A 13,579-nucleotide genomic window follows, 5' to 3' on the forward strand; every position below is an offset into this window, starting at 1 on the left:
CTCCCCGGATGACCACACCCCCGGCCCGGTCCCGGTACACGGTGTGCCGACGCCAGAGCATGTCTGCCAACTGCGCTGCGGTTTCTCTCAGTTGGGCGCTCAAGACCCGTCCCCCCCAGAGCCGTACGGCCAATCGAACGGGAATCGTACTCCAGCGTCTCTGTTTGCCTCGGGGCGGCCCAGGGTGGGGGATGCGGCCCGTGGCGGCGGGAGAACACGGAGCGGCGCCGGGGCCGTGGCGGGCCGGCAGGGCCCCGGGCGGGTGGCCGGGTTCGCGGCCGCAGCCGGTCGGGGCGAGAACCGCGTGCCCGACGAAACCGGCGCCCACGACCGGCATCTGTAGCCCGCGATCCCGCCTGCCAGGTCGCAGGCTTGCGCACGGTCTCCGGGGTTGATCACCATCGGGATCCGGGGCAGTCTTCCGAAGGAGGCATGGAACCAGCCGGCCCATGTGACTGACGGAGCTTGAGGATCATCAGTGGCGGACAGCGGAAACCCACAAGGACCCGGCCGACTGACGGTCGTCTCCACCTCGATCGACGGCATCCAGGTGCTCACCGTGGTCGGTGACATCGACCACGACACCGCCGGGCCCCTCCGCCAGGCGCTGGACCCCTCACGCCTTGGATCCGTTCCGCACGCCGTGGTCGACCTGAGCCGGGTTCCCTTCATGGACTCCACCGGCATCAACATCCTCATCACCGCCCGGCAGGCCCTCACCCAGACCGGCGGCTGGCTGCGCCTGGCAGGCGTCCAGGACACCGTCATGCGCACCCTGCGCCTCGTGCAGCTCGACACCGTCATCGACTGCTACCCCACCCTGCGTCAGGCCCTCCACCCCTGACACCGGCAACCGCACCACGAGCGCGGCCCGCCAGTCCCAGCGGTCCAGGCGCGGTCACGGAGGACTGTGGGTCGGTGAGGGGTGTGGTGGGGACGGCGGGTGCAGGCGGTTCCGGGGCTGGAAGGCTGGTGCCGTCAGGGCGTTGTCACGTTGGCTGACTGGCCTGACCTCCTAATGAGGTTGTCAAGCCGCAGAGGTGACGGGGACGGCAGGGTCGTAGCACCGTCCGTCACGGATCAGGGCCCACAGGACGTTCACGGGCGTTGTCACGTTGTTGGGTGCGTGACTGTCTGATGGTGCGTCGGGGCGTGGTGGGCCCGCGGCCCGGGCCTGTGTTCAGGCCGTGGTGGGCAGGTTGGCGGCGCCGGTGATCTGGTCCCAGATCGCGAAGCGGAGGGTCATCTCGGTGCGGTAGTTCGAGGCGGTCATCAGATGACGGTGGGGTCGGAAGTGGGGTGAGATGCCGCTGAAAGCGGCCAGGAACCGTTGTGCGGCACCCACCGATCGGAAGCCCTTCATCGCGCGTTCGCGCTGCCTCGTCGGCTGGTGGCTGTTCTCCGCCCGGTTGTTCAGGCCCTTGTGCGAGCGGTGCTCCACGCTCGGCATGACCTGGCGGTGGGCGGCGCCGTAGGAGCGCAGCCTGTCGGTGACGAGCACCCGTGGCACCGTGCGGGTCGTCTTCAGCAGGCGGCGGAAGAAGCGCCGGGCCGCGGCGGTGTCCCGGCGGGACTGGACGAGGATGTCCAGGACGTTGCCGTCCTGGTCGACGGCTCGCCACAGGTACTTCAATTCTCCGCTGACCTTGATGAAGACCTCGTCCAAGTGCCATTTGTCCCCGGGCCGAGGTCGGCGGCGACGCAGTCCGTTGGCGTAGGCCTGTCCGAACGTGGCGCACCAGCGGCGGACGGTCTCGTGGGAGACGAGCACGCCGCGCTGGAGCATCAGTTCCCCGGCCTCGCGGAAGCTGAGCGGGAAGCGGAAGTACCGCCACACGCAGTGCGCGATGATCTCGACCGGGTACCGGTGCCCCTGGTACGACGGCGGCGTACCGCCCACGGGCCACCCCCTCCACCATGATCAACCCGAAGATCATCCCACCCGGCCAGCCAATGTGATGCGATGAAGGAGCGGGCCTCCCGCTCCGGCCGGGTGCGGACGATGCTCGGTCCAGGAGAAGTAGCCACCGTCCACCGGCAGGAGGCCCCTGATGGACCAGGAAACAGCCTACGACGGACCGCAGATCGTGGGCATGGACCTGCACCGCAGCCGCTCGGTGCTGCTGCGGATGACGCCGCAGGGCACGCGGCTGGGCCGGGTACGCATCGACAACAGCCCGACCGGCCTGAAGGCCGAGATCGCCAAGGCCGGACCGCACCCGCAGGTGGTGCCGGAAGCCACCTACGGCTGGTACTGGGCCGCCGACACGCTCCAGGAAGCCGGAGCCGAGGTGCACCTCGCCCACCCCCTGGGGGTGAAGCTGTTCAGCCACCGCAGGGTCAAGACCGACGAGAGGGAAGCGGCCGACCTGGCGGACCTGCTGCGCATGGGGCGCCTGCCCCAGGCGTGGATCGCCCCACCACAGGTGCGCCGGCTGCGGGAACCGGTGCGCTACCGGCACAAGCCGGTCGGGCGTTGTCACGTTGGCTGACTGGCCTGGGATGATCTTGGAGTTGATCGTGCCGGGGAGGGAGTCGCTCGTGTCGTCCGCGCTGCCGTCGTACAAGGGCCACCGGTACCCGGTGGAGATCATCGCGCACTGTGTGTGGCTGTACTTCCGCTTCCCCCTCAGCTTCCGCGAGGTCGAGGAGCTGATGCTGCAGCGCGGCGTGTTCGTCTCCCACGAGACCGTCCGCCGCTGGTGCGCGAAGTTCGGCCAGGCCTACGCCAACGGACTGCGCCGCCGCCGGCCCCGGCCCGGGGACAAATGGCACCTGGACGAGGTCTTCATCAAGATCAACGGGGAGCTGAAGTACCTGTGGCGGGCCGTCGATGCCGACGGCACCGTGCTCGACATCCTGGTCCAGGGCCGCCGGGACAAGGCCGCCGCCCGGCGCTTCTTCCGCACCCTGCTCAAGAAGACCTGCTCGGTGCCGCGGGTAGTCGTCACCGACAAGCTGCGCTCCTACGGCGCGGCCCATCGCGAGGTCATGCCCTCCATCGAGCACCGGCAGTCGAAGTACCTCAACAACCGAGCCGAGAACAGCCACCAGCCCACCCGGCAGCGGGAACGCGCCATGAAGGGCTTCCGCAGCGTCGGCGGGGCGCAGCGGTTCCTGTCCGCGTTCAGCGGCATCTCCCCCCATTTCCGGCCCCGCCGCCACCTGATGACCGCTTCCGAATACCGAGCCGAGATGACCGCCCGCTTCGCCGTCTGGGACCAGGTCACCGGCGTCGCCGGCCAGCCAGCCGCGGCCTGAGTCCGGAGCCGGACCCCGGCCCCACCACACCCGACACACCGTCAGGCACTCACACACTCAACAACGTGACAGCGCCCCGCGAGCAGCCGGTCCTCCGTGTAGCTCTCGGCACCCTGGAACGGCTCGATGCTCTTTTTGCTCCCGTCGAACAGCCTGAGCAGACTGTTCGGCTCCTGGCCGTGCGGGAGGCCGTCGTGGAGGTCCAGGAAGGTCAGCCGCACATCGGTGTGCCGGGCCTTGTCCGCGAGCCGGTAGGACCTGATCCGGAGGCCGTCCGCCCGCACGTCCGCCCGTTCCCAGCGGTTGGCCGCCCCCGCCATCTCCGCATAGGCCGCCCGTACCCCGTACTCCCTGCGGTCCACGTACTCCAGCGCCTCGACCCGGTTCTTCTTGCCGTCGTCGCCGGCGGTCAGGTACACCGTGTCGACCGGGCATCCGGAGCGGATGGTCTGTCCGATCTCCGGGTTCAGGAAGAACAGGTCGTCATCAGGATGCGCCACACCGACCAGGGTGCGCCGGCACTGCCCCGGGTCCTTCGCGTGCGCGGCCGGACGGGACGCCCCGGCCGTCGCGCCCGCCCCGGGAGCAGAATCGGGCGTAGCCGAGCAGGCAGGGCCCAGCAGGGCGCAGATGACCAGTGCCGCCGCAGTCGCCGGCGTACGGGAGGAACAGCCCGGGTGACGCTTTCTCCAGCCCACCGAGGGCTCCTTTCGCGGCAGCGGATCTCCTGACGGAGGATCTTCCAGCGGACGGAGCAAAAGCGACCGACACACCGACGAGTAACCCGGAGACTTGCGCCAAAACTCCGGATACCTCGTTCCCCCCTTGCCTTCTTGGTGGCCCCGCAAAGGGCACCTGGCCTCCGGCGTCGGCATGCCTTTCTCCCCCTGCCGCATGTGTGGCACTGTCCGTTCGGATTGCACTCGATCGCCGTCCAGTGCTCCGGGGCGTCCCCGTCGCCGGTCAGCGCGCAGTCGAAGCAGCCGAAGACCAGGCCGAGGGCGGCCAGGCAGCTGTGCGGCGCGGCCTCGATGCGGGCTGGGACGGCGATGGGGGCGGTGGATCAGGTCCTCCCGATTGCTTCAGCGTCAGTCCAGGGCGTCTGCCGGGGCGGCGACCTGCTGAGCGAAAACACGTCGGCCGACCCGGACCCCCGCGCCCGCGCCCGCGCCCACGCCCGCGCTCACGCCGACAACGCGTGCGAGCACGAAGACCGCATCATGCCCGCCCATGCATGGGACCAGCCGACAAGCCACTCAAGTCCGGCGAGGCCATGCACCTCTGGGACCACCAGCCGGAGGACTGAACAGAGGCAAGATCAATCTCACCGGGATTTCCTACACCTCAACTACAACCGCCGCAGATCACGGCCCGTCAAAACTTCTGACGACAACACCGGTTTCCCGCTCCACGCCCACCCGGACCCCAACTGTCCACGGTGAGCGGCTTGATACCTGCACGACACCGGCGATGCCTCCGCCGAGGCCTGGGTCGCCTGCCACTCCCGCGTCCTGCTGGGCGGCGGCGTGCACCAGACCGCCGCCGCGCGCGAGGCGGGCGCCCGCGCCGCCGGCCTGCGCGGCGCCCAGCGCGAGGGCATCGACGAGGCCGTGAACCACCTGACCGGCAAGGCCGAGCACCTGCGCTACGACACCGCCCTGGAACGCGGCCGGCCGATCGCCACCGGCGTCATCGAGGGTGCCTGGTGCGCTACTTGATCAAAGGGCAGCCGGGCACGCCGGCTGTCGCACGGCTCCTGACCGGGTCCGCACTTTCGCCGGCCACCAGGCCTATGAGCCTTCTCACAATTCGGGTCGAAACGGGTTCACAGTGACGGGGGCCACTTCACCTGACGCGCAATTTGTCTACCTTTTCCGCGCAGTTCCCCTTTGCCTACCCATTGCCGAGGTCTGCCCGACCATGTCCTGCCCGTGTTCTGTACCGCGTTCGAAGACCTCAGCCAGGCGCCGTGGCATCTGCGCCGGTGTGCTCCTGGCCTCGGTGACGGCCCTCTTCTCCCTCGGTGCGCTGCACCCGGCACCCGCGGTCGCCGCGCCCGCGCCGTCGGAGCAGACCCATGCCCCGGCCGGCGTCCACGCCGTGGCGCAGCCCCAGAGCAAGGCGCGCGTGACAGCGGCGGTGCTCAGTCTCGACGGCGGGAGCCGGAAGCCGTTGCTGTACGGCGAGGACGCCCTGTACGACACCGCCAGCATCATCAAGGTCGACATTCTCGCGGCGCTGCTGCTGCAGGCCCAGGACGAGGGTCGGCATCTCACCGCCCATGAACGCGCGCTGGCCGAACCGATGATCCGGAACAGCGACAACGCGGCGACGAGCACCCTGTGGCGCGAGATCGGCCAGGCACCGGGCCTGGAGGCGGCCAACAAGCGCCTGGGACTGACCTCGACCAAGGGAGGTCCCGACACGAAGTGGGGGCTGACGCAGACGACCGCGAGTGACCAGATCAGGCTCCTGCTCTCCGTGTTCGACAGCGCTGCGACGTCGAAGACCGGCTCCCCGCTGAACAAGGAATCCCGGGCCTACGTCCAAACCCTGATGAGCCGCATCGCGAGCGACCAGGCGTGGGGTGTCTCGGCGGCCTCCGGCACCGAGTACGCGTTGAAGAACGGCTGGCTGCAGCGCACCGCCACCGGGCTCTGGGACGTCAACAGCGTCGGCCAGGTCACGGTGGACGGACACCACTACCTCGTCGCCGTGCTGTCGGACGGCAGCGCGTCGATGAGCGACGGCATCTCCCTGGTGGAGCGGGCGGCCCGGCAGGCCGTGACCGCGTCCGCCCGGACCTGACGAGCCGACACCCCTCGCCTGCCCGCGGGCGTCACGCCGACCTCGGTCGCCAACTGACCGCACATCGCCCTCCTGCCCAAGGTCAGCGACACTGCCCGCCGCCCCATACCCACCCGCCCGTGGACCTGGACGCCGCCGAGACACAATCGGTCCGCCGATGCCCCCATGGCCGCCCACGGCGAACGACGGCGGGCACGCCGTTCGCCCTGTGCGGCTGAAGTGGACGGGCGCACGGCTCGTTCCGTCGAGGCCGGGGCGTGGTCATCGGATACGTCACGACAGCTCAGAAGCCTTTGCAGCCATATCAGTTGTTTTGCGGCGATTACTACACGCCCCGCACAATAGGCGCGTCCACGGTGAGCTGCTGGTCCGCGGCGTGCAGGTGGCCGCCTCCATGTCTGGGAAATCCTCACGGTGGCCGGGATCGACCCGTCACCCGAACGGAGCTCGAGTACCCGGGCGGACTTCCTGCGCTCGCAGGCCGAGCCCTGCTCGCGTGTGACTTCTTCGAAACGGTCACGCCGACCGGGAGGCGGCTGTACGTCTTCGCGGTGATCGCGCCCGCGCACCCGACCGACCCGGGTGGCGGGCGCGACCGCGCACCCGACCGCCGCCTGGGTGGCACCGGCGGCGAAGAACCTCGTCAGGGACCTCGAGGACACCGGCTGCCGGGCGCGGTTCCCGATCCGGGACGGCATGTGCCCCGCCCCGTTCGAAGCCGTCCCGGCCGACGCGGGGATCGAGGTCGTGCCGACGGGAGCCCGGACGCCGGGAATGAACTCGATCGTGGAAAGGCGGGTGCGGACCTGTCGGCGCGATCTGCTGGACCGCATCCTGATCTGGAACCAGCGGCACCTGCTCCATGCCCTGCCCGAGTTCGGGACGTTCTACCACTTCCACCGGCCCCACCAGGGCACCACGAACGCCCGCCCGCTGAGCCCCTTACCGGCGCCGATCGCCGATACGGACGAGCTGGTCCGCCTCGACATGCGACGATCCGATCGCCTCGGCGGCATCCTCCACGCGTCCGAGCGTGCCGCGTGACCTGCCCAGATGGTCTCCCACCGCTCCGGCGAGACCGAGGGCGCCTCCATCGCCGACCTCGTCGTCGGCGCCGGCTGCGGCCAGCTCAAATCCGGCGCCCCCGCCCGCGGTGAACGCGTCGCCAAGTACAACCGGCTCATCGAGATCGCCGGCGCCGAGCCGTCCCTGCCGTACGGACCGAGTCGCTGACAGCGAGAGCCCCGTCGTGTCAGCGGCGGGTGACCCGTGTGACGGCCAGCAGCACGAGGGCGAGGACCTGGATGGCGACGACCACTGTGATCAGCATGGGGATCGAGTGGCCGTACAGCCCACCCGTCAGGGCGCCACCGGCCAGGCTCGCCGCTCCGACGACACCGGCGAACAGCCCGTACGCGGTCGCCCGGCGCCCGCTGGGCACCAGGTCCGCCACCGTGGCGCGCAAGGTGGACTCCTGAATGCCCATGGCCGCGCCCCACACGAGTGACCCGGCCACCGCGATCGCGAGCGTGTCGGTGAACGCCAGTGCCACCACGCCCGCGGTCAGCACCGGCAGCGTAACCAACACCCGGGCGCCGTAGTGGTCGTACAACCATCCCGTGGCCAGCGCCGCCACTGCGTCCACGGCCATCGCCGCCGCGTACAGCACCGGCACCCACGCGGCGCCCAGCAGATGCCGCTCAACCAGGTGGTACGAGAGCACTCCGAAGGTCGCGAAGCCGGTCGTGGTGGCCGCCGTGAAAGCGGCGTAGGTCCAAAACGCCCTCGGCAACCGCCCGTCCTGCGCGACCAGCGGCCCGGCTGCTGCGGCTTCCACCTCCCGTTCGTAGGCCTCGGGGTCCGGAACCCGGGCCCGCAGCCAGAACAGCAGGAGCAGTACGGCGATGCCGGGGACGGCGAGGACACCCAGCGCGGGGCCGTAGTCGTTCCCCGTAAGCGCGAGAACGCCGGCCACGAGCAGGGGGCCGACCAGAGCACCGATCTGGTCCATCGCCTCATGCACGGCGAAGCCGCGACCCCGCCCGGTGGCGGCGGTGGCGTGCGAGAGCAGTGTGTCCTTGGCCGGTGAGCGCACCGCCTTGCCGACCCGCTCAGCGACCACCAGCGCGCAGGCCGCCCACAGCACCCCGGTCACGCCCAGCAACGGCACCGCCACGACCGTCAGCGCGTACCCGGAGATCGCCAGCCCCCAGAAGCGGCGGGTGCGGTCGGCCAGTGGGCCGGAGACCAGCCGCAGCCCCAGCGCGGCGGCCTCTCCCGCGCCCGTGACCACGCCAACGACCAGGGCAGACGCGCCCAGCGAGGCCAGCAGCGGGCCGGTGATCGAGCGGGCGCCCTCGTACACGAAGTCGGCGAGCAGGCTGACGGTCCCGAACCAGACCACGAACCGCCACGGCCCCATCCGCGTCGGCCGCTTCGCCTCCTGCTCCTTGGGAGCCGCCGGGTTCACGCCCACAGCGCCTCCGCGAAGGACACCCCGAGGAACACCGCCCCGAGACCCGCCACCACGCTGGCGATCACATTGGCGGCGGCGAAGAACCTTGCGCTGCTCTCGGCCAGCCGCAGCATCTCGTACGAAAACGTGGAGTACGTCGTCGGCTCTCCGCAGAATCCGGTGCCCAGCAACAACTGCGCCTGCGATGAAGCGGCCCCGGCCACCGCTGCGCCGGCGAGCAGGCCCGGGATCAGGCAGCCGATCACGTTCACGGTGAAGGTGTCCCACGGGAAGAAGTGTCGTGCCGTTTCTGCACCGCCCGGTCGGTCGGATACCGCGGAGGAGCGCCCACCATGGCCCCGATGACGACGAACAGCCAGTTCACGCCTTCTTTTCCCGGCCAACGTATCGGATGCCCTCGCACTCGTCGAGGATCACCGGCTCCGACTCGACCAGTTCGTCTGGCTGCGGCAGGAGGTCCCGGACCCGGTCCTCGGTGTCCACGATCACGATTGCCACCGGTAGGTCCTCGCTCAGCGACACCAGCCGCGAGGTGTGGATCAGCAAGGAGGCGCCGAAGCCCTCCACGCCGCGGAACACCGACGCACCGGCCAGGCCGGCCTTGTGCGCACGGTGCACGATCTCGCTGTACAGCGGCTTGTGATGCCAGGCGTCGTTCTCACTGATGAAGATCGTCATTCGTAGGGCGTTGCCCGTCCGCCTTGTCGCCGCTGCCTCCATGCCACCAGGCGGCGCGTCGCCGTCGTCGCAAGCCATACCGCCGCCGGCGCCGCGCACATCGTCGCGGCCAGATACGCAAGCCCGGTTCGGGGACGGCCCCCGTCCAGCAGTTTCTGGATGTCCACGGCGTACGTCGAGAACGTCGTGGACCTGTCCAGGACCCCGGTCCCGAAGGACGGTCGCACCAACCGGTGAGCCGTCACACATCGGTGATCAGCACCATGAACACCCGATCGCCACGCAGTCGGCGGCGTTGCCCCACAGAGCGGCCCCTGACCTGGTGCGTCGACGGTTCGAGGCCATCGTCCCGAACGTGTTGTGGGTCGGCGACATGACCGAGATCGAGACCGGGGAGGGCAAGCTCTCCCTTGCTACCGTCCTGGACCTCTTCTCGCGCCGCCTGCTGGGTTGCGCGATGGGCGCCCACCACGCCGCGGGCCTGGTCGGAGCGTCACTGCAGATGGCGGCAGCTACCCGAGGTGGCCAGGTCGACGGCGTGGTCTTTCACGGCGACCGGGGAAGATGCTGCGGGGTGCCTGCGCTGCGGCGGTCCGTAGACGTACCTGCGCTCAGCTTGCCCAGATGCCGGTGATGTCCGACGCGGTGGCGGCGTGCCCGGCGTGCGATGTGCCGTACATGTCCTCGATGGTGCGCAGCACGTCGTAATGGTCGTACCTGGTCGCCGATCTGCTGCCTGCAGCCACCGGCTGACCGTACAGCACCGTGGCAATCTTGTTCTTGCTGTGCTTGTTGCCCTCGTCGAAGGTCACGACGAGGAGGCTGTTGTGGGTCTTGGCCCAGGCTGCGTAGGCGCCGAGGTGCGTCTCCAGCCAGGTGTCGCCGGTGGGGACCGGGCAGTCGTGCATGTCGCTGCACAGATTCGGGATGACGAAGGAGACCGTGGGCAGCCTGGCGTAGACGGTCGGGAACTGTGCGAACGTCTTGGCGCTGGATCGGGGTGCGTTGCTGAACCCGAACCACGGGTTGTGCGTGCGCGTGTAGCGTCCGCTGCCGCAGGTGGCCGAACCTTGGCTGGGCAGCGACTCGCTGTAGCTGGCCCAGGTCTTTCCGACGGCGGTCAGCTCGGAGGCGAGGTTGGCGGCGGAGCGGAAGCCGGGGGTGTAACAGCTGTCGTCAGTGACGCCCTGCGTCGCGCCGGAGAAGAGCGCGAAGTAGTTGGGCTGGCTGGGGTGGGCGATGGCGTATGAGCTGGTCAGGACGGCGCCGTGGCTACCCCATGAGTTGATGTAGGGAGCGCGGGGGCTGCCGATGATCTGGTCGTACGCGTGGTTCTCCATGACGGCGACGACCACGTGGTCCGGCGCGGGGACATGTCCGGCACCGTGCTCGGTTCCTGCGGCTCCCGTCCACGGTGCGGCCGCCGCCGCGGCGACGCCAAGGGCGCAAGCGAGCAGACGGACGGTACTCCGGGTTCGTGTTCGGGACGAGGCGATCACGGGGGCCTCCGGTCACGATAGAGCCGGAAGATATGCCGGTTTTTATTCTTCATGTCTTCGGATGGTCTCGCGCCCGAGGCCGCGGCTCAGTCAGCACTGAGGCGGGTATGCGTCGGCCGCCTGCTCTCACAGGTCGAACTCGACGTGCTCGACGTCGGTGAACTCCGCCCCCGGGCCGTGGGCCCGTCGGCCGCCGTCGCGGAAGTGCACCTCGCCCAGGCCTTCGGCGGCGATGTCGCGCGGCTGCTGTTCGCCGGCGCCGGTGTCCTGGGCCTCGAGGAGGCGGGCTGCGGGGGCAGGGCGTGGCCCCAGTGCCACTCATGGCCCTGGAAAGACCCAGCGCGCAAGGACCGAGATGGTTCCTGTGCTCACTAACGACGTTGTGAACGAATTCGGGTGGGGTGTCTTGATCGAGGCCCGAGGCTTCTGGTGCCCGCGCAACAGCGCTGGGGGCGGTGGTGGTGCACCGAGGCCCGGTGGCTACTCTCGTCTCTCCGCCGATCCGGAGTGAAGTGAAGGGAAGCAGACTGTGCGCAACGCCGCCGTGACGCCCGAGGGCGGCCAGATCCGCTGGGTTGAGCTGCCAGGACAGGAGCCGTCCCGCGTCTACGTCCATGGTCTGGGCGCCACGTCGTCGGCCTACTTCGCGCAGGTTGCGGTTCATCCTCTGCTCGCCGGACGTCGATCGCTGCTGATCGACTTGCTCGGACACGGCATCAGCGACCGGCCGACGGGCTTCGACTACACCCTGGATTCCCACGCCGATGCCCTCGCCGCAGCCCTGACCAGCGCGGGTGTCACGGGCGCCGAGCTGATCGCGCACAGCATGGGTGGCTCGGTGGCCATCGTCCTGGCCACCCGGCACCCCCAACTGGTCTCCCGCCTGGTCCTGGTCGACGCCAACCTCGACCCGATCCCGCCCGCACCCGGCTCCGCGGGCAGCAGCGGCATCGCCGCGTACTCCGAGGAGGAGTTCCTGGCGGGCGGCTGGGAAGAGATCCGAGACCGGGCCGGTTCCCACTGGTGGTCCACGATGCGCCTGGCCGGCCGGGAGGCCCTGCACCGCAGCGCGGTCCACCTCACCCGCGGCACCGCCCCCACCATGCGTGAGCATCTGCTGGACCTGAAAATCCCCCGCACCTACCTGCTGCCCGAGGCCGACGGCCCGCTCCCGGGCACCGATGCGCTCACCGAAGCCGGGGTGGCCGTGGTCTCGGTCCCCGACTGCGGGCACAACATCATGCTGGACAACCCGGAAGGCTTCGCCCGCGCCACCGCGGCGGCGCTCTCCGACCACGACCAGCAATAGCGCCCAAGCGGCCCGTAACGCGGAGAGAGCCGCACGGGTTCCTCATGTGTGATGACAAAGGAATGGGCCCGTGCGGCCTTGTCCCATCCTGCCTTCACCGGCATCTCCCGTGCACATCTCGGCGGTTTGATCGAGGAGCTGGCCGGGCCGTGGACCGCGCGCTGTGAGTCCGCACTGCACGAGCGGCACGGCGGCAACCGCAGGCGGCGGCCTGGTGCCGGGCCGAAGCACGACCTCGTCTTCACCGACCGGGTGTTGGTCACCCTGGTCCACCTGCGTCACCAACTCCCGCACGCCGCTCTCGCGGAGCTCTACGGCCTGGAGCGGTCCACCATCACCAGGGCGATCGGCGAGATCCGTCCGCTGCTGGCCGCGAGGGGTTTCGCCGTCCCCGACCGGCCGGGGCTTCGGCTGCATACGCCGGCCGATGTCTTCGCCTATGCCGCAGCCGAAGGGATCACGCTCCGCATCGACGGCACCGAGACCCAGGTCCGCCGCCCCAGGGCCCACCGGCCCGGCCGCCGTGCGTTCGTCTCCGGCAAGAGGAAACAGAACACCATGAAGACCACCACCATCAGCGACGCCCAGGGCCGCACCCTGTGGTCCGGGGCCGACCGGCCCGGAAGAATGCACGACCAGACCGCGATGCGCACCGAGGGCATCGCCGAACAGCTCCGCCTCCACCCGGACGTGAGAGCCGAGGTCGACGAGGGCTACCGGGGCCTGGCCAACGAGTTTCCCGACCAGATCTCGGCACCGCCGAAGGACTTGGAGGACGTGCCGCTGACCGAGCGGTACGGATGGCGTGAGATGCGCCGCCGCCAATCCTCACGCCGGATCTGCGTCGAGCACGCCAACGCCGAGCACAAGCAGTGGCGCCCCTTGCAGCGGTTCCTCGGACGTCGCGAGCACTACTCGGCCACCCACCGCGCCATCGCCGGTCTGGTCTCCGACCGCGCCGCCCAACGTGCCACCCACCGCAAGCCGAGCACCGCACTCGTGCCCGTCACCCCGACGACCCGCTGAATCACCCACCAGCCGAACCTCCAGACCAGCACGCCCCCGACTCATTCGCTCACAACCTCGTAAGCCCCGCCGGTGGCTGCTGTGGCCGCTCGCGCTGCTGCTGCTGGTGCTCGCCTTGATCGTGACCGGGATCCTCCGCGAGCTTCCCCTCCCGATGCGTGCGTAGCCGGCCCCGCGGGGGCCTCACCGGCAAAATACCGCCTGCCATCACCGTGCCTTGCCTGAACGGCGTCGCGGAAGGAGACCTCGCCCAGGCCCTCGGCGGCGAGGTTGCGCAGCTGCCGCTCGCCGGCGCCGGCGTCCTGGGCATCGAACAGGCGGGCCGCGTACTGCGGGGCAGGGCGAGGGTGAGGTGGCGGACGCGGGCGTCGTCGGTGGTGCCGGGCGCGGCGGTGAAGCCGAACCGGGCGCGGGTGGCCTGTGTTCACACGGGCGGGCAAGGGGTCCGGGCCCGGGAAAGCGGCGGTGGTCACGGGGGGATCGCCTGGGAAAGCGAGTTACCGGTGCGCAACCCGGCCCAGG

The 13,579-nt window shown here is 70.0% G+C and carries 15 protein-coding genes and 4 pseudogenes; 10 read left to right on the forward strand and 9 right to left on the reverse strand.

The genetic code is table 11. The features are described from left to right. The first annotated feature begins 478 nt into the window (after window positions 1–478). Complete coding sequence (locus tag JL475_RS35880; protein ID WP_202282389.1) at window positions 479–844, forward strand: STAS domain-containing protein; 366 nt, start codon at window positions 479–481, stop codon at window positions 842–844. Between the two features lie 336 nt (window positions 845–1,180). Here the strand turns inward: JL475_RS35880 and JL475_RS35885 are convergent, their stop codons facing one another. After that, the gene (locus tag JL475_RS35885) at window positions 1,181–1,900 is read right to left on the reverse strand and encodes an IS6 family transposase (protein WP_202282390.1); all 720 of its coding nucleotides are present in this window, start codon (window positions 1,898–1,900) and stop codon (window positions 1,181–1,183) included. A 151-nt stretch (window positions 1,901–2,051) separates the two neighbouring features. On the opposite strand from JL475_RS35885, the gene JL475_RS35890 reads away from it, so the two are divergent. Together JL475_RS35890 and JL475_RS35895 are read left to right on the forward strand one after the other, a co-directional pair. Beyond that, entirely contained in the window at window positions 2,052–2,492 is a 441-nt protein-coding gene (locus JL475_RS35890) for a transposase (protein ID WP_202282391.1), read from the forward strand. 10 nt (window positions 2,493–2,502) lie between these two features. Continuing rightward, entirely contained in the window at window positions 2,503–3,261 is a 759-nt protein-coding gene (locus JL475_RS35895) for an IS6 family transposase (RefSeq protein ID WP_202282392.1), read from the forward strand. A 41-nt stretch (window positions 3,262–3,302) separates the two neighbouring features. Here the strand turns inward: JL475_RS35895 and JL475_RS35900 are convergent, their stop codons facing one another. Then, the gene (locus tag JL475_RS35900; protein WP_307825284.1) at window positions 3,303–3,959 is read right to left on the reverse strand and encodes a PIG-L family deacetylase; all 657 of its coding nucleotides are present in this window, start codon (window positions 3,957–3,959) and stop codon (window positions 3,303–3,305) included. Window positions 3,960–4,787: 828 nt separating this feature from the next. On the opposite strand from JL475_RS35900, the gene JL475_RS35905 reads away from it, so the two are divergent. From JL475_RS35905 to JL475_RS35920, 4 genes and pseudogenes are all read left to right on the forward strand, one after another. Then, window positions 4,788–4,979: a hypothetical protein gene (locus JL475_RS35905; protein WP_202282394.1), complete on the forward strand. Its 192-nt coding sequence runs from the start codon at window positions 4,788–4,790 to the stop codon at window positions 4,977–4,979. Window positions 4,980–5,262: 283 nt separating this feature from the next. Continuing rightward, window positions 5,263–6,069 carry a serine hydrolase gene (locus tag JL475_RS35910; protein WP_307825285.1) on the forward strand — a complete coding sequence of 269 codons (807 nt, stop codon included), beginning with the start codon at window positions 5,263–5,265 and terminating at the stop codon, window positions 6,067–6,069. Between the two features lie 582 nt (window positions 6,070–6,651). Beyond that, entirely contained in the window at window positions 6,652–7,113 is a 462-nt protein-coding gene (locus JL475_RS40800) for an integrase (protein ID WP_237409247.1), read from the forward strand. A 9-nt stretch (window positions 7,114–7,122) separates the two neighbouring features. Then, window positions 7,123–7,302, forward strand: a pseudogene (locus JL475_RS35920) (phosphopyruvate hydratase); the annotation flags it as partial. Window positions 7,303–7,321: 19 nt separating this feature from the next. Here JL475_RS35920 and JL475_RS35925 read toward each other — a convergent pair. From JL475_RS35925 to JL475_RS40805, 4 genes and pseudogenes are all read right to left on the reverse strand, one after another. Next, window positions 7,322–8,545, reverse strand: a complete 1,224-nt coding sequence (locus JL475_RS35925; protein WP_307825286.1) for an MFS transporter — start codon at window positions 8,543–8,545, stop codon at window positions 7,322–7,324. Beyond that, window positions 8,536–8,909: pseudogene (crcB, locus tag JL475_RS35930) on the reverse strand (fluoride efflux transporter CrcB). The gene JL475_RS35925 and the pseudogene crcB overlap by 10 nt, the downstream one beginning before the upstream one ends. Then, window positions 8,906–9,265, reverse strand: coding sequence for a DUF190 domain-containing protein (locus JL475_RS35935; RefSeq protein WP_202282396.1), 360 nt, complete (start codon window positions 9,263–9,265; stop codon window positions 8,906–8,908). Before JL475_RS35935 ends, crcB begins: the two are co-directional and overlap by 4 nt. Beyond that, window positions 9,220–9,499, reverse strand: a pseudogene (locus tag JL475_RS40805) (CrcB family protein); the annotation flags it as partial. The pseudogene JL475_RS40805 and the gene JL475_RS35935, both read right to left, overlap by 46 nt. Window positions 9,500–9,578: 79 nt before the next feature. On the opposite strand from JL475_RS40805, the gene JL475_RS41800 reads away from it, so the two are divergent. Next, the gene (locus JL475_RS41800) at window positions 9,579–9,857 is read left to right on the forward strand and encodes a DDE-type integrase/transposase/recombinase (protein WP_368860254.1); all 279 of its coding nucleotides are present in this window, start codon (window positions 9,579–9,581) and stop codon (window positions 9,855–9,857) included. Here the strand turns inward: JL475_RS41800 and JL475_RS35945 are convergent. Both JL475_RS35945 and JL475_RS35950 read right to left on the reverse strand, forming a co-directional pair. Then, window positions 9,835–10,719: an alkaline phosphatase family protein gene (locus tag JL475_RS35945; RefSeq protein ID WP_202282402.1), complete on the reverse strand. Its 885-nt coding sequence runs from the start codon at window positions 10,717–10,719 to the stop codon at window positions 9,835–9,837. The two genes, JL475_RS41800 and JL475_RS35945, sit on opposite strands and share 23 nt — an antisense overlap. Before the next feature lie 129 nt (window positions 10,720–10,848). Continuing rightward, entirely contained in the window at window positions 10,849–11,040 is a 192-nt protein-coding gene (locus JL475_RS35950; protein WP_202282398.1) for a hypothetical protein, read from the reverse strand. A 211-nt stretch (window positions 11,041–11,251) separates the two neighbouring features. On the opposite strand from JL475_RS35950, the gene JL475_RS35955 reads away from it, so the two are divergent. Then, complete coding sequence (locus JL475_RS35955) at window positions 11,252–12,031, forward strand: alpha/beta fold hydrolase (protein ID WP_202282399.1); 780 nt, start codon at window positions 11,252–11,254, stop codon at window positions 12,029–12,031. A 51-nt stretch (window positions 12,032–12,082) separates the two neighbouring features. Next, entirely contained in the window at window positions 12,083–13,057 is a 975-nt protein-coding gene (locus JL475_RS35960; RefSeq protein ID WP_202282400.1) for a transposase family protein, read from the forward strand. Between the two features lie 230 nt (window positions 13,058–13,287). Here JL475_RS35960 and JL475_RS40810 read toward each other — a convergent pair. Continuing rightward, window positions 13,288–13,472: pseudogene (locus JL475_RS40810) on the reverse strand (XRE family transcriptional regulator); the annotation flags it as partial. Window positions 13,473–13,579: the final 107 nt, after the last annotated feature.

Source organism: Streptomyces sp. M2CJ-2 (assembly GCF_016757295.1).
Taxonomy (GTDB): Bacteria; Actinomycetota; Actinomycetes; order Streptomycetales; family Streptomycetaceae; genus Streptomyces.